We start from the raw sequence: 19507 nt of genomic DNA, 5'->3' as shown, positions 1-19507 counted from the left end.
ACGCGCCGACGCGGGCCCGCCTGCTCCAATCCGGGACGGATTGGGTGCAGGCGGTGCCCGCTGCGCGCGTGAGCGAGCTCGCGCTCGCCGGCGGCGACGTGCTCGAAGCGCTGCGCCGCCCGCCCGGCCCGTGGCTCGGCCGGCTGCTCGACGCGCTCCTGCTGGAGGTCGCGCTCGGCCGCCTGCCCAACGAACGCGAGCGGCTCCTCGCCGCCGCACAACAAGGGATCGAGAGTGAATCAACATGAATGAACGCATCTTAGCGATTTTCGAACAAAATCCCGACGTTTTCGTCTCGGGCGAGCAATTGAGCGAGCAGCTCAAGTGCAGCCGGACGGCGATCTGGAAACATATCCGCGAGCTGAAGGAGCAGGGCTACGAATTCGAAGCCGTTTCCCGCAAAGGGTATCGGCTGATTCGCAAACCGGACCGGCTCTCGGCGATCAAGCTGATGGCCGCGCTCCAAACCCGCAAGCTGGGGAGGACTATCAAGCTGCTGGACGAAGTCGATTCCACGCAGATCGTCGCGCAGAAGCTTGCCGAGGAAGGCGCTGCGGAAGGAACGCTCGTCATCGCCGAGCAGCAAAACGCCGGCCGCGGCCGTATGGGCAAGCCTTGGCATTCGCCGAAGGGCAAAGGCATCTGGATGAGCATCGTGCTCCGTCCCACGACGCCGATGCACTTCACGCCTCAGCTCACACTACTCGCCGCCGTCGCCGTCTGCCGGGCGATCCGCAAGCTCGCCCCCCTGCCGGTCGCGATCAAATGGCCGAACGATCTCCTGATCGACGGCCGCAAAGTATGCGGCATTCTGCTCGAATCGTTCGCCGAAGACGAGCGGCTGCGCTATGTCATCGCGGGTATCGGAATCAGCGTAAACCTGGAGCCGGACGATTATCCGGACTATCTCGAGCCGATCGCCACATCGCTCCGTATCGCCGCAGGCAAGCAACTGGACCGAACCGCGCTGATCGCCCTCGTGCTGGAGGAGCTGGAGCAGCTGTACGAGCTGTATCAGGAGTCCGGTTTTCCTCCGATTCGCGCGGCCTGGGAAGCGCTCACGATTTCGATCGGCCGAACAGTGAGAGGGATGACTTCCAAAGGCGAAGTGACAGGCGTCGCCGAGTCGATCGACGATATGGGCGCGCTGCTCGTCCGCACAAGCGACGGGGAGACCGTCAAGCTGTATACCGCTGAGATTCAAACGCTTTAAAAGATCAAGAGGCTGCTCCCACATCGGATGATGCTGGAACAGCCCTTTTTCAACAGATCAGAAAATTTTTGGAGGAAATAAGGTTATCTGAGTCCGCTCAAGATCTGACAGGTTTTCTTTATCATAAAATTAAAAAAACCGCTTCTGCTCCTGATCGGCCTTCACCATCTCGACCGCCTCTCGGAACCTTTGCGAATGGATCACTTCTCGCTCGCGCAGGAATTTCAAGCTGTCCTGCAAATCCACATCATCGGTAATATCGATCAGCCACTGGTATGTAGCCCTCGCTTTTTCCTCCGCGGCTATATCCTCGTACAGATCCGCGATCGGATCGCCTTTCGCTTGAATGTAGGCGGCTGTCCACGGAACACCGGAGGAGTTGCTGTAGAAAAGCGCCCGATCGTGCTGCACGTATTGATCGCCGAGCCCGACCGCTCTCATTTGCTCCGGCGTAGCGTCCTTAGTGAGCTTGTAAACCATCGTTGCAATCATTTCCAGGTGGGCGAACTCTTCAGTCCCGATATCCGTCAGCAAACCGATCACTTTATCCGGAATCGTATACCGCTGATTCAAATAGCGCAAAGCTGCAGCTAACTCACCATCCGCTCCACCGTACTGCTCCAGCAAAAACTTTGCCATTTGGGGATCGCATTTGCTGACGCGAACCGGGTACTGCAGCTTTTTTTCATAAATCCACATCGGCTCCAGCTCCTTTCGCTTTCGATGTTATACCTGCCAAGGCCAAGGCGCTTGCCCCCATTGCCACACAGCTCCCCGATTCGGACTATGGCCAAACTGCAACAGTGGACCGTAAGCGGCTTCGTATTGCTGGGCCAGCTCCGTTCGCTTTAAGTGAAAGGCGTTGAACTGCTGCAGCGCTTGCGCATCGCCGGGATGGGTGCCGAGGAACAACGATAGCTCCACAAGCACGAAATCGATCGCCTGCAGCTCATGAAGGAGCTTGTAATAAGCTTCATTCGGTTGAGGCCGGGTGTTCATGCCGATCCCCCCTTTTTGTCATAAGGGCTAAACAGCGCCGGCCAAAGCGTGCCATACTTCAAAGCTTCCATGGGACTAAATTGCGGCAGGTTCGGAGGCTGGTATCCCATAAACAAGTCTGGAGGGGTGCTATAAAATTTGACGCGAATGGGCGGGCAAGGATCGAACGGACCAATAAACGGCTCGTAATATCGATAAGGAGCAGACTGCAAATTCACCATCACCTTTCGTATGGACATAGAGGCATCCCTAGTTCTTATGTAAACCCGGTTGTCCGTTATAACTTTTTTTGAAAATGCGATGAAAACTGGCGCCGAATTTGGTATACTGGAGTCGTGAAGGCGGCATCCTGTTGATCTGGAGCTGCACTTCTGTGAAAGGTTTCAACTGGGAAAGACCATAATGTAAGGTGTATGCGAAACGTGCCACAGCGGTGGCGATTCTGCTCTGAGCCGAAGGGACCGAGACAGAAAACAATCGGAAGATTGCATCTGTTGCTACTTGGAAGCCTCTTTAGCGCTGAGCTTGAGAGGCTTTTTTGACGTTACTTCGCGGGAGCCATCTTGTAGAAAGCGGGTGGATTCTAGTGGAAGCCAAGAAAATGACAACAACCAGAATGCGCAAAATGAAGGCGGACGGCGTACCGATCTCGATGATTACCGCTTATGACTACCCTTCGGCTAAGCTGGCGGAAGAAGCGGGGGTCGACGTCATTCTGGTGGGCGATTCGCTCGGCAATGTGGTGCTGGGCTATGAATCGACGCTGCCGGTGACGCTCGAGGACATGATTTATCACACGAAGGCGGTCACACGGGCCGTCCGCAACCCGCTCGTCGTGACGGATATGCCGTTTATGACGTATCACGGGACAATTGACCAGACGCTTAACCAGGTGGGACGTGTAATGAGGGAAGGCCTCGGGCAGTCGGTGAAAATGGAAGGCGGCACGGAAATCGCACGAACCGTCGAGGCGATCGTGAAAGCAGGCGTCCCGGTCATGGGACATATCGGGTTAACGCCACAATCCGTTTACCAAATCGGCGGATATCGCGTCCAAGGGAAAACTTCGGCACAAGCCCAAAAGCTGCTAGACGACGCATTATCGTTGGAACAAGCTGGTGCTTTTGCGGTCGTCCTCGAGCTCGTAACTGACGAGCTGTCGGAGCTGATCACAAGCCGGCTGTCTATCCCTACGATCGGCATCGGAGCCGGCCGACATTGCGACGGTCAAGTGCTCGTGTACCACGATGTGCTGCAATATGCGTCCGAGTCGGTTCCCAAGAAATTCGTTAAAGCTTACGCCAACCTGGGGGATCATATACGGGAGGGCATTTCGCAATATGTGAAAGAAGTGAAATCGAAAGCTTTTCCAGCCGAGGAGCATTCGTTCCATTCCGATCTGGAGCTGGCCAGCGTGTACGGCAAAACGGAAGAAGACCACGATTAAGGGAGATTGGCCCTATGCAAGCATTAACGACCATAGCCGCGCTGCGGGAAGCCGTTCAAGCCGCCAAACGCGCCAAACGACGGGCAGCCGCTTCGGATGCCTATGAGCCGACCGTTGGCTTCATGCCGACGCTTGGCTATATGCACGCCGGACATGTCAGTCTGATCGAGCGGGCGCGGCAGGAAAACGACATCGTCGTCGTCAGCATTTTCGTCAATCCTTTGCAATTCGGAGCGAATGAGGACTTCGACAAATATCCGCGCGATAACGAGCGCGATACGCGGCTGGCGAAGGAAGCAGGGGCGGACTTCGTCTTCATTCCTTCGGTTGACGAGATGTATCCGGCGCCGACCAAAACGATCGTAAGCGTTCAGGACATTACGGACGTGCTGTGCGGAGCTTCCCGCCCGGGGCATTTCGACGGTGTGGCGACGGTGGTGGCCAAGCTGTTCAATATCGTATTGCCTGACAAGGCGTATTTCGGGATGAAGGATGCGCAGCAGGTGGCCGTTATTGAACAATTTACAGCTGACCTGAATTTGCCCGTCACGATCGTGCCTTGCCCGACATTCCGGGAGCCGGACGGACTTGCGATGAGCTCGCGCAACGTGTATTTGAACGCAGACGAGCGGCGGCAAGCAACGGTATTGAACGAGGCGCTCCGCTTGGCGGAGTCGCTAAGTGCCGATCCGGAAGGGATTACCCCGGGCCAGCTGCGTGAGCGGATCATGGAACATATTCAGACGGCACCGCTTGCGGTCATCGACTACGTGGAGATCAAAGCATATCCCTCAATGGAGGAAGTTTCCTCCTTGCAGGACAGCGGGCGCATCTTGATCGCCCTGGCCGTCAAATTCGGCAAAACACGGCTGATTGACAATACTTTACTACATCGGGGGTGATTCGCATGTTTCGGACGATGATGAAATCGAAGATCCATCGCGCAACCGTGACGGAGGCGAATTTGAACTACGTCGGGAGCATCACGATCGACGAGGATTTGATGGATTTGGTCGATATCCTGCCTAATGAAAAAGTTCAAATCGTGGATAATAACAATGGAGCGAGGCTTGAAACGTACGTCATCCCGGGTCCCCGCGGCTCCGGCGTTATCTGCCTTAACGGCGCGGCTGCTCGGCTCGTGCAGCCCGGCGATACGGTCATTATTATCGCGTACGCGCTTATGAGCACCGCCGACGCTCTGCAGAACAAGCCGAAGGTCGCAATTATGGGGCCGGGCAATCAAGTCATCGACACGATCCATACGGAGACCCATTCCACGGTGCTGTAACGCCAAGCCGGGGTGGGGCGGGGAAGTCACAGTCGCCGGAGTTGCAGAATCGCAGGAAATCGCAACGGCAACAACCTTCAGCATAAGGTGGGATGTCATGATTAAGCAGCTGTTCGAGACGATGAATGACGTGCTGGAAGAAATCGCGATGAAATATTCGACCGCAGGGCCTGCGCACAAGCAGGAGCTGAACCAGAAATGGAACGCCCTCAAGAGCATGAGCGATCATCTCGTGGAGGAATGGCTGAAGTTCGAGGAGAAAATGGGCAAAATCGGCGAAGGTATGCAGCACAAGCCGCAGCCTCCCCAGCTTGCGCATCCGGAGCTGGCCGCCGTCGGCGCAGAGCCTGGTTACCAGTCGGAGATATTCAATCGGGGGCAGGGTTACTTCGAATTGCTGATGTTCGATCAGGCGATTGCGGAATTTGAGCAGGTGGTGAAGCAATATCCCGACTTTTTGCTGGGCCGGCTGTACCTGGCCATGGGATTGATGCGTAATGGAAGTGATGCCGAAGCGTACCGCCATCTTAAATTGATTATTAGCTTATCGGACACCGGCTCGATGCGAGCCATCGCTTACAACGCCATGGGCTGTATTCAGGCGAAGAACGACAATTTGGAGCAATCGCAGGAATATTTTCGGCTGGCGCATCAGAACGATCCTTCGTGCTCGCAGCCGATGCTCAATTGGGAAGCCTGCGCGAGCGCCGCTCATAAGAGTCAGATGGTCCACTAAGGGAGACGAGCGATCGTCTCTTTTTTGCTCCTTCCCTCCCGGTCGGTGATTTGGTATGCTTAATGGATAGGGTTACGAAAGGATGGAAAGCAGCGGATGAAATTTGTTGTCATCGATTTCGAGACGACTGGGGACCAACCTTCGGATGAAATTATTCAGGTTGGTCTTGTTGTTATAGAGCAAGGACAGATTACGGATTCCTACACCTCATTCATAAAACCGAGTCGGACGATCCCCGGATTCATCGTTCAATTGACCGGCATCACGGACGAAATGGTGTCGAACGCCCCGGACTTGCAAGAGACGGTATCGCAGATGCTGCCGTACTTCGAGAACGCGGTGCTCGTCGCCCATCATGCCGCCTTCGACCTCGGTTTTCTTCAGCGTGCCTTCGAACAATGCGGATATAACGCTTTCTCCGGCCAAGTGCTGGATACGATCCAGCTGCTGCGTATGCTGTTCCCGGGACTCGCGACACTGCAGCTGTCGATGGTGACTTCTCACTTCGGCATCCCTCATGACCATCCGCACCGGGCGGATTCGGACGCTGAGGCGACCGCTCACCTCTGGCTGCTGTGCCTGCAGAAGCTGGAGAGCCTGCCTCTCCTGACGCTGCAGAAGATAGCTCAGCTGTACGTGGCGGAGTTTTCCGACCTGGGCTGGTTCCTGAACGAGGTCAGTGTCTGGAAACAAAGCCAAATATCGCTGGATCCCGACACTCACCAATACTTCCGCCAGTATGCGATGAACGTGGTCGATTGGGACGAGGAGAAGCCGCTGCGCGAGGAAGGGGAGCCTGCGCTGGAGGAGTCGCTGACCTTCGAAGCTTACATCGAGCAGATCAACGCCAATCTGAAGCAGCGCTTCCCCGATTACGAGGAGCGCCCTGCGCAGAAGCAGATGATCGAGGAGGTGCAGCAATCGCTCTCCAGCGATCGCCACTTGATCATCGAAGCCGGCACGGGCACGGGCAAATCGCTAGGCTATCTAATCCCGGCGCTCTATCAAGGGCTCAAGGAACGCAAAAAAATGATCGTCAGCACCCATACGATCAACTTGCAGGAGCAGCTGCGCCAGCGCGACATTCCGCTGCTGCAGGACATCGTGCCGGTAGCTTTCCGGGCAGCGGTGCTGAAGGGGAGAAGCCGCTATCTATGCTTGCGCAAATTCGAGGAGAAGCTGCAAATCGGCGACTTCACCTTCGACCGCGATGAACGGCTGACTGCCGCGCAGATGCTGGTCTGGCTCTCCGAGACGAAGCACGGGGATGAGGAAGAGATCTACTTCGGCAGCAAGGGCGTAGAGTTCTGGTCCTCCGTATCCAGCGACACGGATTCCTGTTTAAATCGGGCTTGCCCTTGGTTTAAGAAATGTTTCTTCCACCGCGCCCGGCACGAATCGAATATCGCGGATTTGGTCATCACGAATCACTCGCTGTTGTTCACAGATATACAAGCCGAGAACCGGCTGCTTCCGAGCTATAAGCATCTAGTCGTGGACGAGGCGCATCATTTCGAGGAGGTGGCCTCCAAGCTGCTTGGTTCGGAGCTGCATTTCAACGGGCTGATGAATCCGCTGTACCGGTTGTACAGGGATGCGAAGTCGGGTCAGCTGCTGACGCTGCAAACCCGCATCGGCCAGCTCAAGGATTCGTCCTCCGATGAATGGAGCGGCTGGATCGACAGCCTGTACCCTCGAATCGCTAAAGTCCGCGAAGAGTGGGAGAAGCTCTCTGAGCTGCTGTACCAGGTCGTGTCCGAGCTCGGAGATCCGTCCGCAGGCGAGGGCGTCCAATATGTGCGCCGGATGAAGCCGGATCAGCTGCCTGCGCAATGGAAGGTGCTGCTGACGATTGAGGACAACCTCTTCCTGGAGCTGACGGAAATCACGAAAAAGCTGGACCGGTTGTCGGCGGAGATGAAGGAGCGCTCCGACGAGTATGCGGTCAGCAGTCTGCTTACGGATTTGAACGGCAATGTCAAGCAGCTCGTTCGGGCACGCGACACGCTGCGTTTTTTTATGAAGATGAACAACGAGAGCTACGTCTATTGGCTCGAAGCGACGCCGCATTTCCGCAGCCGTTCGGTGGTGCTGATGTATGCGCCATTCGACGTTAGCGAGCTGCTCAAAGGATACTTCTTCGATGTCAAGGACAGCGTTGTGCTGACATCCGCCACATTATCGGTAAACAAAACATTCGATTACAGCAGCGGCCAGCTGGGGTTGAAAACGTTCCAGGAAACACCGAAGCTGAAAACGGTGCAGCTGCCTTCCCCGTTCGAGTATCGGAAGCAGGCGCTTGTCTTGATCCCGCGCGACTTCCCAAGCGTGAAGGCTGCCGGGGATACCGCCTTCATCGAAGCGCTGGTCGCCTCTCTGCGCGATGTGGCGATCGAGACGAACGGCCGGCTGCTCGTGCTCTTCACCTCTTATCGCATGCTGAAGCTCGTGCATCAGGAGCTGACGGAGCAGTTAAAGGCGAACGGCATCCATGTGCTGGGGCAGGGCATCGACAGCTCGAACCGAAGCAAGCTGACGCGGCTGTTCCAGGATCACGAAGCTTGCGTGCTGCTGGGAACGAGCAGCTTCTGGGAGGGCGTAGACATTCCGGGCGACGCCTTGACCTGTCTCGCCATTGTGCGGCTGCCGTTCCAGCCGCCGAATCATCCGATGGCCGAAGCCAAGAGCGACCACCTCAAGAAGCAGCGCCAGAACCCGTTTACGGCGCTCTCGGTGCCGCAAGCGGTCATACGATTCAAGCAAGGCTTCGGACGCCTCGTACGCCGTTCTACGGACCGTGGCGTAGTCATTCTGTACGATACGAGAGTGCTCGAGACGACGTATGGACGTAATTTTCTATACTCGCTGCCCGGTCCGAAGATCGAGCATCTCAGCGTAACCCAGCTCGTACCTAGAATTCATAGCTGGATGGGGGAGAGCGTTCGTGAAAACGCCCAAAATATCTGAAGCGGTCGTACGCCGGCTGCCGGTCTACCTGCGGTTCCTGAGCGAGCTCAGCAAACGCAACATTCATATGGTATCGTCGCAGGACTTGGGGCAGAAGCTGAACGTCAATCCGGCGCAAATTCGCAAGGACTTGGCCTACTTCGGCGAGTTCGGCAAAAAGGGGATCGGCTACGATGTTCCTTATCTCATTGAGAAAATCCGTCAAATTCTTAAGCTCGATCAAGTGATTCCGGTCGTGTTGGTTGGCGCCGGCAATCTCGGTCGGGCGCTCTGCAATTATAACGCCTATCTGCAAGACAACATGAAGATTGTAGCCGTCTTCGATTCCTCACCGCATCGAATCGGGGAGAGCATCAACAACCTGAAGATCGAGCCGATGCAGCTGCTGAAGGACAAGATCGAGCATCACCGCGTACGGATCGGCATCATTACCGTTCCTGCTCCGGAAGCGCAGACGGTTGCTCAGCAAATGGTTGACGGGGGCATCGAAGCGATTCTGAATTTCGCCCCGGTCATCATCAAGGTGCCGGATTCGATCCGGGTTCATCATGCCGATTTTACGACCGAGCTGCAGAGCTTGGCGTATTACCTCAATTCGCAAGCCGAGTCCGCCGGAGAAGCGGACTAATCCCAAAAGGACCGCCTGAGTCGCGAGCCCATCGCGACCAGGCGGTCCTTTTCCATTCCATTTTCCATTTTCAACAGTTCAGAACAATTTGAATATGATTTCATATAGAACGAAGGCGAGCACCATGCTGATCGGAATCGTAATGACCCAAGTGCTGATCATTCGGGTAACCGTCCCCCACTTCACGTCCTTGAATCGCAAGACGCTGCCGGTACCGATGATGGAAGAAGTTATGACATGCGTTGTAGAGAGAGGCTGCCCAAGCGCCGTGGATGTTTGGATGACGATCGAGGAACTGAGGTCGGCGGCGAAGCCGTTCGAAGGTTCGATCTTCATAATTTTTTTGCTGACCGTCTTGATGATGCGCCAGCCCCCGATCGAGGTGCCGAGACCCATCGCGGCAGCCGCAGACAGCTTGACCCACAAGGGGACATCCAGTGTCGTTTGGAATTCACCGGCGACGAGCGCAAATACGATGATGCCCATCGCCTTCTGGGCGTCATTGCCGCCATGGGACAGGGACAACAAGCCGGCCGAGAAAATCTGGAACATCTTGAAGGCGCGGTTCAGCTTGGACCGGCCCCGGTTTCCAAATAGGAGAATGGAGTACTTGACAATGGTCATTACTATGTAACCTACGCCAAAGGCAACGATTGGCGAAGCGACGAGAATAATAATAATTTGTGTGAACCCGTCCCAATTGACGGCGTCGATGCCGGCTCCGGCAATTACCGCTCCGGCCAGCGAGCCGATCAGCGTATGCGAGGAAGAAGACGGAATGCCGTAGTACCATGTCAGCAGATTCCACGTAATTGCCGACAACAGCGCGGCAATAACTACATACATGCCGTTCTCGACATTGGCCGGATTAGCGATCTTGCCACCGACCGTCTTGGCCACCTCCGAGGAGATGATCGCGCCTACGAAGTTCAGAACAGCTGCATAGAGGACGGCGAATCGGGGCGACATCGCACGAGTGGAGATCGACGTGGCGATAGCGTTGGCCGTATCGTGAAATCCATTGATGAAATCGAAAAACAGAGCGAGAAACACGATAAATATGATAAGCGTGAGCATGGTTTCCTCCTACAAGCCGTTCTATCCGAATCATTCGAGAGACTTACTCTCGCCTCCATTAGGCGTAACGAAGAACAACGCTCTCAAGGATATCCGCCACGTCCTCGCATTTGTCGGTCGTTTGCTCCAGCCGCTCGTACAGTTCTTTTAGCTTGAAGTCCTGATAAGGGTCCTTCGGATTGGTGAAAATTTCGCGAATGCCTTCCCGCATCAGGCGGTCGCCTTCGTTCTCAAGCGAGTTGATATGTACCGTATGCTCGCGGATTTGCATGTACTTTTTTTTGGACAGCAGCTTGAATGCCGTCAGCATATGCTCGCAAGAGGAGACGATCACCTCGGAGAAATCTCTCATGTATTGATTTGTGAAGGTGATATTCAAGTAATCGAACCGGGCGATCGAAGCTTCGATACCGTCCATAACATCGTCCAGCCTGGAGGCCAGCTCCATGATGTCTTCCCGGTCAAGCGGCGTGATAAATACTTTATTGAGGCCTTTGTAAATTTCATGCGTAATCGAGTCGCCCTTGTTCTCCATTTCTTTGAGCGAATCGTAGTAAGTTGCCGGGGGATTGTTTCCCATCATGGCGCTGCGGAACATATGTGCTCCCTTGAGCGTGTTCTCCGCGCTTTGAATCAATAGATTGAGAAAATCGATTTCCCCTTTTTTGTTGAAAATCATCAACGTAAAAACCTCCGTCATCGAACAGTATTAGTTCCGCTTGTCCATTTACACAACCTTAAAATTATCACACTTGCTCGGAGAATTGCAATGCAATTCCTGACCTATTTTCATCGGATTTTCAAACATTTCGCGAAGGACATGCAGGCGACCGATCTTGCTTTTGCCGTCTCGAACAGGTACATTGAAACCATGTGACTTTTTATATCGAAAGGATGTACATCCCTTATGAGCAAACGATTGATTCGCAACGGTTTATTCCTTACCCTACAGGATGCCGCTCCATTTTTGAAAGGATACATGGTGATTGATGGGGAACGCATCGCTTACATAGGAGAGCAAGAGCCGGATCCGGCTGCAATATATGATGAAGTGATCGACGGTAATGGCAAGCTCTACATGCCGGGTCTGGTCAATACTCACGGCCATGCGGCGATGTCGCTGCTAAGAGGGTATGGAGACGATTTGGCGCTGCAAGTGTGGCTGCAAGAGAAAATGTGGCCGAACGAAGCGAAATTTACCGGAGAGGATGTGCGTGCCGGCACGCTGCTGTCCATTCTGGAAATGCTCAAGGGCGGCACGACCTGCTTCGTCGACATGTACGATCATATGAATGAAGTGGCGCAAGCGGTCGAGCAGTCCGGCATTCGCGCGAGCCTTATGCGAGGAGCGATCGGGTTATGTCCGCCGGATGTGCAGCGCGCCAAGCTGGAGGAAGCGATCGGCTTCGCCCGCGACTGGCATGGACAAGCCGACGGCCGGATCACGACGATGATGTCGCCTCATGCTCCCTATACGTGCCCGCCGAATTTCATCGAACAGTTCGTGCAAGCGGCTCATGATTTGAACTTGCCGATGCATACGCATATGTCCGAGACGCTCCGCGAAGTGTTGGAGAATGAGCAGCAGTACGGGCTGCGTCCGGTTGCACACCTGGAGAAGCTGGGGATGTTCTCGCGCCCGACCCTTGTCGCTCATGCGGTCCACTTGACGGATGAAGAGATCGAGGTGCTGGCGCGCTACGATGTTCGCGTTTCCCATAACCCGGGCAGCAACCTGAAGCTTGCCAGCGGCATCGCCCGCGTGCCGGATTTGCTCAGAGCCGGAGTGAAAGTATCGCTCGGAACAGACGGCCCGGCAAGCAACAACAACCTCGACATGTTCGAGGAGATGAGGCTCGCTGCGCTCATTCACAAAGGCATCTCCGGCGATCCGACCGCTGTTCCGGCCGGCGTCGCGCTTCGCATGGGAACTGTCGTCGGCGCGCAATCGATCTGGCTCGAGGATGTCGGCGTGCTTGCCGAAGGGATGAAGGCGGATTTCATTGCGCTTGACATCGACCAAGCTCATTTTCTGCCGAAGACGGATTACGCCTCGCATGTCGTCTATTCGGCATCGGCCAAAGACGTAACCGATGTGTACGTTAACGGCAAATGCATCGTCCGCGGCGGCGTCTGCCTCACATTGGATGAGGAGAAAATCAAGTTCGACGCCCAGCGCCGCTTCGAAAGGCTGACGCAACAATGAAGAAGATCGTAGCCGCAGCCTTCGGCCTGGTCATCATTCTGATTGTGCTGCTGTTCCGCTTCTATCTCGGAGTCCAACGCGAGGAGTGGGATACCTATGCCGCTGCCGCCCAGACCGTTACCGAGAATACGTATTTGTCCAGCGTACAGAGGATTGCGACGTTCCAGGGCGAAGCGACTTACAAAATCGTATTCGGGACGGACGAGGAAGGCCGAGAGGGCGTAGCCTGGGTTGGTAGGGATTCCGTCCATATGGAGTATTTGGGCGGCCAGGACGGCGGCTTGACCGAGGCGCAAATTCGCGAGAAGGTGCTGCAAAAAGGGGCCGATTTTGAGATCGAGCGAATTCTCCCCGGCATTCTGGACGGCGTCTATGTGTGGGAAGCGTTTTACAAGCGGGCAGAAGACGGCGGGACTAGGTATTATTACGATTATTACCGATTCAATGACGGAGCCGAAATCGATACTTGGAAGCTGAGCCGAACACAATAATTGGGAATGGACCAAATCCGATCCGACCGTTGAGAAATGGGAAACCTTTCGATGGTTGGAATCGGATTTTTGTTTTTCCACACATTGCACAGAAACTGAATGTATCAATTATGATATACTCATCGTATGCGATAGAATCTATACAATAAGGGGGACACTTCGATGAAACTTCGCATTTGGCCGATTGCCATGAGCTTGGTCGTTTCTTCGGCAGTGTTGTTCGGCGGATGGTTTCTCTATGATAGCTACGCGATGGAAACCCCATTGAATCAGATTGTGAAGGAAACGCCGGGTGTGAAGGACGCTTCCGTACAAATAGAGAAGGACCGGGTTTCGCTCAGGCTGACGCTGGCCGACAACGCCAATTTGCGTGAAATTTATAAGCAGGTAACGGAGCAAGGCGACTCCGTCATTGGGAAACGAAAGGTCGCGGTTGAAGTTGCGAATTCTTCCGAGGCCGAGTTGGATCGCTGGTGGTCGAGCGCCTTGTTCGATGTAGCGCAAGCGATGGAAACGAAGAAATACGGAGACATTCCGGTGCGGTTGGAAGCCAGAGCGGCAGAGGTGCCGGGATTGACCGTCAGCACGGAGATGGATGAGCAATACGTGTATGTAACGCTGAGGAACGGCACGTCCGGCAAATATGTCATGCTGCCTCGCAATGCGGCGCAATTGGGGGTGTGGCCGAATGAGTAAGCTTGGAAAAGAGATGCTGATCGGCTTCATTCCGGCCGTGGCGGCGTTTCTGATTTATATGGGATATAATGTGTTTCCTTTGCTTCTGATCGGTCTGATCGGGGCTTCTTTATTCTATGTGGTCAAAACGCGTGGAGGGGGTTCCGTCGGCGTCGGGTCGTCGGGACGGAAAAATCCGAGGATGAATCGGCCGCCGGCGTACATGACTTTCGACGATATCGGCGGACAGGACCGAGCGAAGGGCGAGTTGAAGGAAGCGCTGGATTTTCTGATCCGATATGAAGAAATCAAGAAATTCGGCATTCGGCCGCTAAAAGGCATCTTGCTTACCGGACCTCCGGGGACGGGAAAGACGCTCATGGCCAAAGCCGCCGCTCATTACACAAATTCGGTATTCGTGTCCGCGTCCGGCAGTGAGTTCGTCGAAATGTATGTCGGCGTCGGGGCGAGCCGCATTCGCGATCTGTTCAAGGAAGCGAGAGGTCGGGCGGCCAAGGAGAACAAACAAAGCGCCATTCTGTTTATCGACGAGATCGATGTAGTCGGGGGCAAGCGAGAAGGCGGGCAGCAACGCGAGTATGATCAGACGTTGAATCAATTGCTCACGGAGATGGACGGCATTCATACGTCGGAGACGCCGCGTATTCTGATCATAGCCGCAACGAACCGCAAGGAGATGCTGGATAGCGCGCTGCTTCGCCCGGGGCGGTTCGATCGTCACATCGAAGTTGATCTGCCTGATAAAAAGGGACGGCTGCATATTTTGCAAATCCACAGCAAGAACAAGCCGCTCGACGATATGACTAGCCTGGACCGAGTCTCGTCGGAAACGTTCGGATTCTCAGGGGCTCAGCTGGAGAGCGTCATGAACGAGGCGGCCATTTACGCGATGCGCGAGGGCGATGCGGTCGTACGCCAGCCGCATCTGTCCCAAGCGATCGACAAGGTGATGATGGGCGAGAAAACCGATCGGGAGGCGTCCAAGGAAGAGCGTCGCCGGGTCGCGCTGCATGAGCTCGGTCATGCGATCGTCGCCGAGAAGGTGAAGCCAAGCTCCGTCTCCATGGTATCGCTAAGTCCGCGGGGAAAGGCGCTCGGGTATGTGCGTCATAATCCGCAGCAGGACCAATATTTGTACACGAAAATGGAGATCGAGCATCAGATCATGATCGCCCTGGGAGGCTCCGTAGCGGAGGAAATGTTCTACGGCGGACGCAGTACCGGGTCGCGCAACGACTTTGAGCAATCGCTTCGCATGGTGGGCAACATGGTCGATTCGGGACTGACCGGCCTGGGCATCGTGGATCGTCGCCAAGTGACGACGGAAGAGCTTATGAAAGTAAATGCCGAAATCCTGGAGGATTTGACGGAACGGACTCGCCAGCTGCTGGAAAAGTATCGCAGCGTCTTTACGGCGTCGCTCGATATCCTGATCCGCGAGGAAGTATTGTCCGGCGATCAATTCCGCATACTAGTCAAATCGAACGAAGTTCCAACTTCAGCCTAGCGCTGAAGTTTTTCTTTTGTGCTATAATAGATTGCTTCCCTCCGAGGAGGGGTAATCGGTCGTCTGCTAGCAAGGAGGACGAGTGGGTAAAATGTCATACGAGCCGTTTACGAGAATAGGCGTTGTAGGCGGAGGCACGATGGGACAAGGCATTGCGGAGATGCTCGCCGCAGCCGGCCTTGAGGTCGTCCTCCTAGAGAAGACGGAAGCGAAGCTGGAGGATGCCATCCGCCGAATTGAGCTCAGTCTGGACAAGCAGATTGAGAAATGGGGCATTACGTGGGCGGAGAAGAAGCTAATTTTGGCCCGAATAGAGAAGGGCGTATCGATGCAGAGCGAGCTTGAAGACTGCCAGCTGATCATCGAGACGATCGACGAGGATTTGGAAGCGAAGCTGGAGCTGTTCCGCGAGCTGGACGCCGCCTGTCCCGAGTCGGTCATTCTGGCCAGCAACACGTCCACGCTTAGCCTGACCGAGCTGGCGGGTGCGACGCGATCGCCGCATCGCATCATCGGCTTGCATTTCGTCCATCCGGCCGCTCGAATCGACATAGTGGAAATTGTTCGCGGTCTGAAAACGTCGGACGCTACATATGAGAGAACTAGATCGTTCGTTGAGGAGACCATTCGCAAGAAAGGCGTGATGGTATACGAGTCTCCGGGCTTCGTCACGACAAGGCTGATCTGCGTGCTGATCAACGAAGCGATGCATACGCTGTCGGAGCATGTCGCCACTGCCGAAGATATCGACGCCGCGATGCGTATCGGGTATCATTTTCAATACGGACCTCTCGAGCTTGCGGACCGGTTCGGGCTGGACGCCGTCCTCGCATCGATGGAGAGGCTGTTCCGCGAATTCGGCGATTTGAAGTATCGGCCGCATCATCTGCTCCGACAAATGGTGAGGGCCGGCCATATGGGCGTCAAGACCGGAGTCGGGTTTTTCCGGTACGATGAGGAAGGGGATCGGCTGCCATGACGATGAACATCCTCGTGATCAATGCCGGCAGCTCTTCGCTTAAGTATCAGCTCTATGCGATGCCGGACGAGCAAGTGCTGGCCAAGGGCAAGGTCGAGCGGATCGGCCAGGATACGGCAATTGTTACCCATGAGTCGGCCGGCAAGGAGGAGCATAGCGATGTGCTTGAAATTCTCGATCATACGGCGGCCATACGTCAAGTGCTGGCGAACCTGATGCATCCGGAACGCGGGGTGTTGGCTTCCATGGCGGAAGTGCATGCCGTCGGCCATCGAGTCGTGCACGGCGGGGAGACGTTCGCATCCTCCGTTCAGGTTACGTCGGCGGTGAAGGATGAGATCCGTCGGCTGTTCGACTTGGCGCCGTTGCACAATCCGGCCCATCTCATGGGCATACGCGCAGTGGAAGCCGTGCTGCCGGAGGTACCGCAAACGGTTGTATTTGACACTGCTTTTCATCAGACGATGCCGGCGCAGGCGTATCTGTACCCGATTCCGATGGTGCTGTACCGCAAGCATCGCATCAGGCGTTATGGATTCCATGGGACATCGCATGCTTATGTGAGCCAACGGGCCGCTAAGCTGCTGGGCAAACCGCTAGAAACGCTGAAGCTGGTGACCTGCCATATCGGCAATGGCGCGAGCGTCGCCGCGATCGTAGGCGGCCGCTCCGTCGATACAAGCATGGGGATGACCCCGCTTGAGGGGCTGATGATGGGGACGCGCAGCGGCGACATCGATCCCGCGATCGTCCCGTTCGCGATGGACAAGGAGGAGCTCACGCTGCGCGAGGTGAACTCCATGCTGAACAAGCATAGCGGCTTGTTCGCCGTATCCGGACTCAGCAGCGATATGCGGGAAATTATCGCGGCGATGGACGCCGGCGATGCGAATGCGAGGCTCGCGTTCGAGATGTACGAGTATCGCCTGCGCAAATATATCGGCGCCTACGCGGCGGCGATGAACGGGATGGACGCCATCGTGTTCACGGCCGGCGTCGGCGAGAATAGCAGCAAGCTCAGGCAGGCGGTCTGCTCGAAGCTTACGTTCCTCGGGGTGCGGCTGAACGAAACGGCGAACTTGTCGTCGGGTTCGATGGATCGCCTCATTTCGGAGGAGGGCTCTACGGTCGCCGTACTGGTCGTGCCGACCAACGAAGAAGTGATGATCGCCCGGGATACGTACCGGTTAATCCATGGAGGTAGATAAGATGAACCTGACTACGATTCGTGATGTCAAGCATCATGTAGGGCAACAAGTCCGCATTGGCTGCTGGCTGCACAATAAACGATCCAGCGGCAAAATCCAGTTTTTGCAGCTGCGGGACGGAACAGGCTTTATCCAGGGCGTCGTCGTGAAGTCCGAAGTGGGAGAGAACGACTGGGCGCAGGCGAAGGAGCTGACGCAGGAGAGCTCGCTCTACGTGACCGGCGAAGTGCGCGTGGACGAACGGAGCCCGAGCGGCTTCGAGCTGACGGTCACCGGCGTCGAGACGATCCAGCTGTCGAGCGATTATCCGATTACGCCGAAGGAGCATGGCGTCGATTATTTGATGGACCATCGCCATCTATGGCTGCGTTCGCCGCGGCAGCGGGCGATTATGGTCATCCGGGCGCAAATTATTCGCGCCATCCAGCACTATTTTGATACGAACGGGTTTTACTTGGTCGATCCGCCGATTTTGACGCCTTCCTCCTGCGAAGGGACGACGAATTTGTTCCATACGAAGTATTTCGACGAGGATGCTTATTTGACCCAAAGCGGGCAGCTGTATATGGAAGCGGCGGCGATGGCGCTCGGTCGGGTGTATTCGTTCGGGCCGACATTCCGTGCGGAGAAGTCCAAGACGCGCCGCCATTTGATCGAGTTCTGGATGATCGAGCCGGAGATGGCGTTCGTCGACCACGAGGAAAATTTGCGCGTGCAAGAGCAGTTTGTGTCGCATATCGTGCAGTCCGTATTGGAGAACTGTTCGCAGGAGCTCGTTACGCTGGAACGGGATCTTACGAAGCTGCAGAACGTGACCGCTCCGTTCCCGCGCATTACATATGATGAGGCCATCGATCTGCTCAAGGAAAAAGGGATGGAGCTGCCATGGGGCGAAGACTTCGGCGCGCCGCATGAGACGGAAATCGCCAAACATTTCGACAAGCCGGTGTTTATCACCCATTACCCGACCTCATTCAAAGCGTTCTACATGAAGCCGAAGCCGGATCGTCCGGAAGTCGTCCTGTGCGCGGACTTGATTGCTCCGGAGGGCTATGGCGAAATCATCGGCGGCAGCCAGCGGATCGACGATCCGGAGCTGCTGGCCGAGCGGTTCCGCGAGCATGAGCTGGGAGACGAGGCATACCGCTGGTACTTGGATTTGCGGAAATACGGCACGGTGCCGCATTCGGGCTTCGGTCTCGGCTTGGAACGGACGGTAGCGTGGATTTGCGGGCTGGAGCATGTGCGGGAGACGATTCCGTTCCCACGCTTGTTGAACCGGCTGTATCCTTAGTCACAGGAAGGAGTAGGATGGAGCATGCGGGGAGACGAACAATGGAAGCAAGTGGAGCTGGGTTTGGCCGCCGCCATCCGCGAAGGCTCCGTCTCGGTGCCGATGCTGCTGCTGCAGCATTATGCGGCGCTTAAAGTATCGGAGACGGAAGCGATGCTGCTCATACACCTGATCGCCTTCCGGGAGAAGGAGGGGCAGGACTTCCCAACGCTTGAAGACATTCAGCGGCGGATGGCCGCTTCGCCCGACACTGTCGTGAAGGCGCTGCAGCGGCTCATGCAGCAGCAGCTGCTGCAGATCGACGAAGACGACGATGCGGTGACGGGCGTGCGTTCCGAGCGGTACAACCTGATGCCGTTGTACCGGAAGCTGGCCGCCTGCTGGGCGGAGGCGCGCAAGGCGGAGCAAGCGGAAGCGCTGCGCCGAGAGCCGGCGGAGAAGGACATCTACACCGTCTTCGAGCGCGAGTTCGCCCGGCCGCTGACGCCGATGGAGTGCGAGACGATCACGCAGTGGCTCGATCAAGACCGCTATTCCGTGCCGCTCATCTTGACGGCGCTCAAGGAGGCGGTGTTCGCGGGCAAGCTGCATTTCCGGTACGTGGACCGGATCTTGCTGGAGTGGAGCCGCAATCGCGTCGCCACGCCGGAGCAGGCACGCGAGTACGCGCAGAAGTTTCGCGGAGCGCGCGCGCAATCGAAGTGAATATTGTGTTTAGCCCTGGCCGCGAAATGGTCGGGGCTTTTTTGACAGACAAGAAAGTTTAAG

At 55.9% G+C, this 19507-nt stretch carries 21 protein-coding genes; 16 read left to right on the top strand and 5 right to left on the bottom strand.

Going from position 1 to position 19507, the window contains the following annotated elements; translation table 11 throughout:
* Together PKO02S_RS27410 and PKO02S_RS27405 are read left to right on the top strand one after the other, a co-directional pair.
* Nucleotides 1-248: HD domain-containing protein (locus tag PKO02S_RS27410; protein ID WP_507763325.1), on the top strand; the 248-nt coding region annotated here is incomplete at its 5' end.
* The gene (locus tag PKO02S_RS27405; protein ID WP_127588215.1) at nt 239-1213 is read left to right on the top strand and encodes a biotin--[acetyl-CoA-carboxylase] ligase; all 975 of its coding nucleotides are present in this window, start codon (nt 239-241) and stop codon (nt 1211-1213) included. The genes PKO02S_RS27410 and PKO02S_RS27405, both read left to right, overlap by 10 nt.
* A 129-nt stretch (nt 1214-1342) precedes the next feature.
* On the opposite strand, the gene PKO02S_RS27400 is transcribed toward PKO02S_RS27405, so the two are convergent.
* The 3 genes from PKO02S_RS27400 to PKO02S_RS27390 are packed head-to-tail and all read right to left on the bottom strand — an operon-like array spanning nt 1343 to nt 2433.
* Entirely contained in the window at nt 1343-1912 is a 570-nt protein-coding gene (locus PKO02S_RS27400) for a manganese catalase family protein (protein ID WP_127588214.1), read from the bottom strand.
* Between the two features lie 27 nt (nt 1913-1939).
* Nucleotides 1940-2212, bottom strand: a complete 273-nt coding sequence (locus PKO02S_RS27395; RefSeq protein ID WP_127588213.1) for a spore coat protein CotJB — start codon at nt 2210-2212, stop codon at nt 1940-1942.
* Nucleotides 2209-2433 (bottom strand): spore coat associated protein CotJA, encoded by a 225-nt coding sequence (locus PKO02S_RS27390; protein WP_127588218.1) that lies wholly within the window; start codon nt 2431-2433, stop codon nt 2209-2211. The genes PKO02S_RS27395 and PKO02S_RS27390 overlap by 4 nt, the downstream gene beginning before the upstream one ends.
* 380 nt (nt 2434-2813) lie before the next feature.
* Between PKO02S_RS27390 and panB the strand changes: the two genes are divergently transcribed.
* The 6 genes from panB to PKO02S_RS27360 all read left to right on the top strand — a co-directional run bounded on the left by panB (nt 2814) and on the right by PKO02S_RS27360 (nt 9281).
* A complete protein-coding gene (gene panB, locus PKO02S_RS27385) occupies nt 2814-3659 on the top strand; it encodes a 3-methyl-2-oxobutanoate hydroxymethyltransferase (RefSeq protein ID WP_174819962.1) in 846 nt (281 codons plus the stop codon).
* Nucleotides 3660-3673: 14 nt separating this feature from the next.
* The gene (gene panC, locus PKO02S_RS27380; RefSeq protein WP_127588212.1) at nt 3674-4561 is read left to right on the top strand and encodes a pantoate--beta-alanine ligase; all 888 of its coding nucleotides are present in this window, start codon (nt 3674-3676) and stop codon (nt 4559-4561) included.
* 5 nt (nt 4562-4566) lie between these two features.
* Nucleotides 4567-4950, top strand: coding sequence for an aspartate 1-decarboxylase (panD, locus tag PKO02S_RS27375; RefSeq protein WP_127588211.1), 384 nt, complete (start codon nt 4567-4569; stop codon nt 4948-4950).
* A 97-nt stretch (nt 4951-5047) separates the two neighbouring features.
* Nucleotides 5048-5686: a tetratricopeptide repeat protein gene (locus PKO02S_RS27370; protein WP_127588210.1), complete on the top strand. Its 639-nt coding sequence runs from the start codon at nt 5048-5050 to the stop codon at nt 5684-5686.
* A gap of 96 nt (nt 5687-5782) precedes the next feature.
* The gene (gene dinG, locus PKO02S_RS27365) at nt 5783-8653 is read left to right on the top strand and encodes an ATP-dependent DNA helicase DinG (RefSeq protein WP_127588209.1); all 2871 of its coding nucleotides are present in this window, start codon (nt 5783-5785) and stop codon (nt 8651-8653) included.
* On the top strand, nt 8631-9281 hold the full coding sequence (locus PKO02S_RS27360; protein ID WP_127588208.1) for a redox-sensing transcriptional repressor Rex: 651 nt from the start codon (nt 8631-8633) through the stop codon (nt 9279-9281). The genes dinG and PKO02S_RS27360 overlap by 23 nt, the downstream gene beginning before the upstream one ends.
* A gap of 78 nt (nt 9282-9359) precedes the next feature.
* On the opposite strand, the gene PKO02S_RS27355 is transcribed toward PKO02S_RS27360, so the two are convergent.
* On the bottom strand, nt 9360-10358 hold the full coding sequence (locus PKO02S_RS27355) for an inorganic phosphate transporter (RefSeq protein WP_127588207.1): 999 nt from the start codon (nt 10356-10358) through the stop codon (nt 9360-9362).
* Nucleotides 10359-10416: 58 nt separating this feature from the next.
* Nucleotides 10417-11037 (bottom strand): DUF47 domain-containing protein, encoded by a 621-nt coding sequence (locus PKO02S_RS27350; RefSeq protein WP_127588206.1) that lies wholly within the window; start codon nt 11035-11037, stop codon nt 10417-10419.
* A gap of 228 nt (nt 11038-11265) precedes the next feature.
* Here PKO02S_RS27350 and PKO02S_RS27345 point away from each other — a divergent pair, with 228 nt between their 5' ends.
* From PKO02S_RS27345 to PKO02S_RS27310, 8 genes are all read left to right on the top strand, one after another.
* Nucleotides 11266-12564: an amidohydrolase gene (locus PKO02S_RS27345; RefSeq protein ID WP_127588205.1), complete on the top strand. Its 1299-nt coding sequence runs from the start codon at nt 11266-11268 to the stop codon at nt 12562-12564.
* The gene (locus tag PKO02S_RS27340) at nt 12561-13055 is read left to right on the top strand and encodes a cell wall elongation regulator TseB-like domain-containing protein (protein WP_127588204.1); all 495 of its coding nucleotides are present in this window, start codon (nt 12561-12563) and stop codon (nt 13053-13055) included. Before PKO02S_RS27345 ends, PKO02S_RS27340 begins: the two co-directional genes overlap by 4 nt.
* A gap of 162 nt (nt 13056-13217) precedes the next feature.
* Nucleotides 13218-13751, top strand: a complete 534-nt coding sequence (locus PKO02S_RS27335; RefSeq protein ID WP_127588203.1) for a hypothetical protein — start codon at nt 13218-13220, stop codon at nt 13749-13751.
* On the top strand, nt 13744-15258 hold the full coding sequence (locus PKO02S_RS27330; RefSeq protein ID WP_127588202.1) for an AAA family ATPase: 1515 nt from the start codon (nt 13744-13746) through the stop codon (nt 15256-15258). Before PKO02S_RS27335 ends, PKO02S_RS27330 begins: the two co-directional genes overlap by 8 nt.
* 91 nt (nt 15259-15349) lie before the next feature.
* Nucleotides 15350-16237, top strand: a complete 888-nt coding sequence (locus tag PKO02S_RS27325; protein WP_127588201.1) for a 3-hydroxyacyl-CoA dehydrogenase family protein — start codon at nt 15350-15352, stop codon at nt 16235-16237.
* Between the two features lie 2 nt (nt 16238-16239).
* Nucleotides 16240-17445, top strand: coding sequence for an acetate/propionate family kinase (locus PKO02S_RS27320; RefSeq protein WP_127588216.1), 1206 nt, complete (start codon nt 16240-16242; stop codon nt 17443-17445).
* A 1-nt stretch (nt 17446) separates the two neighbouring features.
* The gene (gene asnS / locus PKO02S_RS27315) at nt 17447-18739 is read left to right on the top strand and encodes an asparagine--tRNA ligase (protein ID WP_127588200.1); all 1293 of its coding nucleotides are present in this window, start codon (nt 17447-17449) and stop codon (nt 18737-18739) included.
* Between the two features lie 24 nt (nt 18740-18763).
* Nucleotides 18764-19444 (top strand): DnaD domain protein, encoded by a 681-nt coding sequence (locus tag PKO02S_RS27310; protein ID WP_127588199.1) that lies wholly within the window; start codon nt 18764-18766, stop codon nt 19442-19444.
* Nucleotides 19445-19507 lie beyond the last annotated feature (63 nt).

The organism is Paenibacillus koleovorans NBRC 103111 (genome assembly GCF_004000845.1).
In the GTDB taxonomy this organism is placed as follows: domain Bacteria; phylum Bacillota; class Bacilli; order Paenibacillales; family NBRC-103111; genus Paenibacillus_AA; species Paenibacillus_AA koleovorans.
The sequence above is the reverse complement of the archived record's forward strand: the minus strand, read 5'-3'. Positions and strand labels throughout refer to the sequence as shown.

Bases quoted from the DNA above. Each gene is read 5' to 3' on its own strand.
- PKO02S_RS27350 (WP_127588206.1), bottom strand. From the start codon at position 11,037: ATGATTTTCAACAAAAAAGGGGAAATCGATTTTCTCAATCTATTGATT.
- PKO02S_RS27325 (WP_127588201.1), top strand. From the start codon at position 15,350: ATGTCATACGAGCCGTTTACGAGAATAGGCGTTGTAGGCGGAGGCACG.
- panB (WP_174819962.1), top strand. From the start codon at position 2,814: ATGACAACAACCAGAATGCGCAAAATGAAGGCGGACGGCGTACCGATC.
- PKO02S_RS27335 (WP_127588203.1), top strand. From the start codon at position 13,218: ATGAAACTTCGCATTTGGCCGATTGCCATGAGCTTGGTCGTTTCTTCG.
- PKO02S_RS27345 (WP_127588205.1), top strand. From the start codon at position 11,266: ATGAGCAAACGATTGATTCGCAACGGTTTATTCCTTACCCTACAGGAT.
- panD (WP_127588211.1), top strand. From the start codon at position 4,567: ATGTTTCGGACGATGATGAAATCGAAGATCCATCGCGCAACCGTGACG.
- PKO02S_RS27330 (WP_127588202.1), top strand. From the start codon at position 13,744: ATGAGTAAGCTTGGAAAAGAGATGCTGATCGGCTTCATTCCGGCCGTG.
- dinG (WP_127588209.1), top strand. From the start codon at position 5,783: ATGAAATTTGTTGTCATCGATTTCGAGACGACTGGGGACCAACCTTCG.
- PKO02S_RS27390 (WP_127588218.1), bottom strand. From the start codon at position 2,433: ATGGTGAATTTGCAGTCTGCTCCTTATCGATATTACGAGCCGTTTATT.
- PKO02S_RS27370 (WP_127588210.1), top strand. From the start codon at position 5,048: ATGATTAAGCAGCTGTTCGAGACGATGAATGACGTGCTGGAAGAAATC.
- PKO02S_RS27340 (WP_127588204.1), top strand. From the start codon at position 12,561: ATGAAGAAGATCGTAGCCGCAGCCTTCGGCCTGGTCATCATTCTGATT.
- PKO02S_RS27355 (WP_127588207.1), bottom strand. From the start codon at position 10,358: ATGCTCACGCTTATCATATTTATCGTGTTTCTCGCTCTGTTTTTCGAT.
- PKO02S_RS27310 (WP_127588199.1), top strand. From the start codon at position 18,764: ATGCGGGGAGACGAACAATGGAAGCAAGTGGAGCTGGGTTTGGCCGCC.
- PKO02S_RS27395 (WP_127588213.1), bottom strand. From the start codon at position 2,212: ATGAACACCCGGCCTCAACCGAATGAAGCTTATTACAAGCTCCTTCAT.
- asnS (WP_127588200.1), top strand. From the start codon at position 17,447: ATGAACCTGACTACGATTCGTGATGTCAAGCATCATGTAGGGCAACAA.
- panC (WP_127588212.1), top strand. From the start codon at position 3,674: ATGCAAGCATTAACGACCATAGCCGCGCTGCGGGAAGCCGTTCAAGCC.
- PKO02S_RS27320 (WP_127588216.1), top strand. From the start codon at position 16,240: ATGAACATCCTCGTGATCAATGCCGGCAGCTCTTCGCTTAAGTATCAG.
- PKO02S_RS27400 (WP_127588214.1), bottom strand. From the start codon at position 1,912: ATGTGGATTTATGAAAAAAAGCTGCAGTACCCGGTTCGCGTCAGCAAA.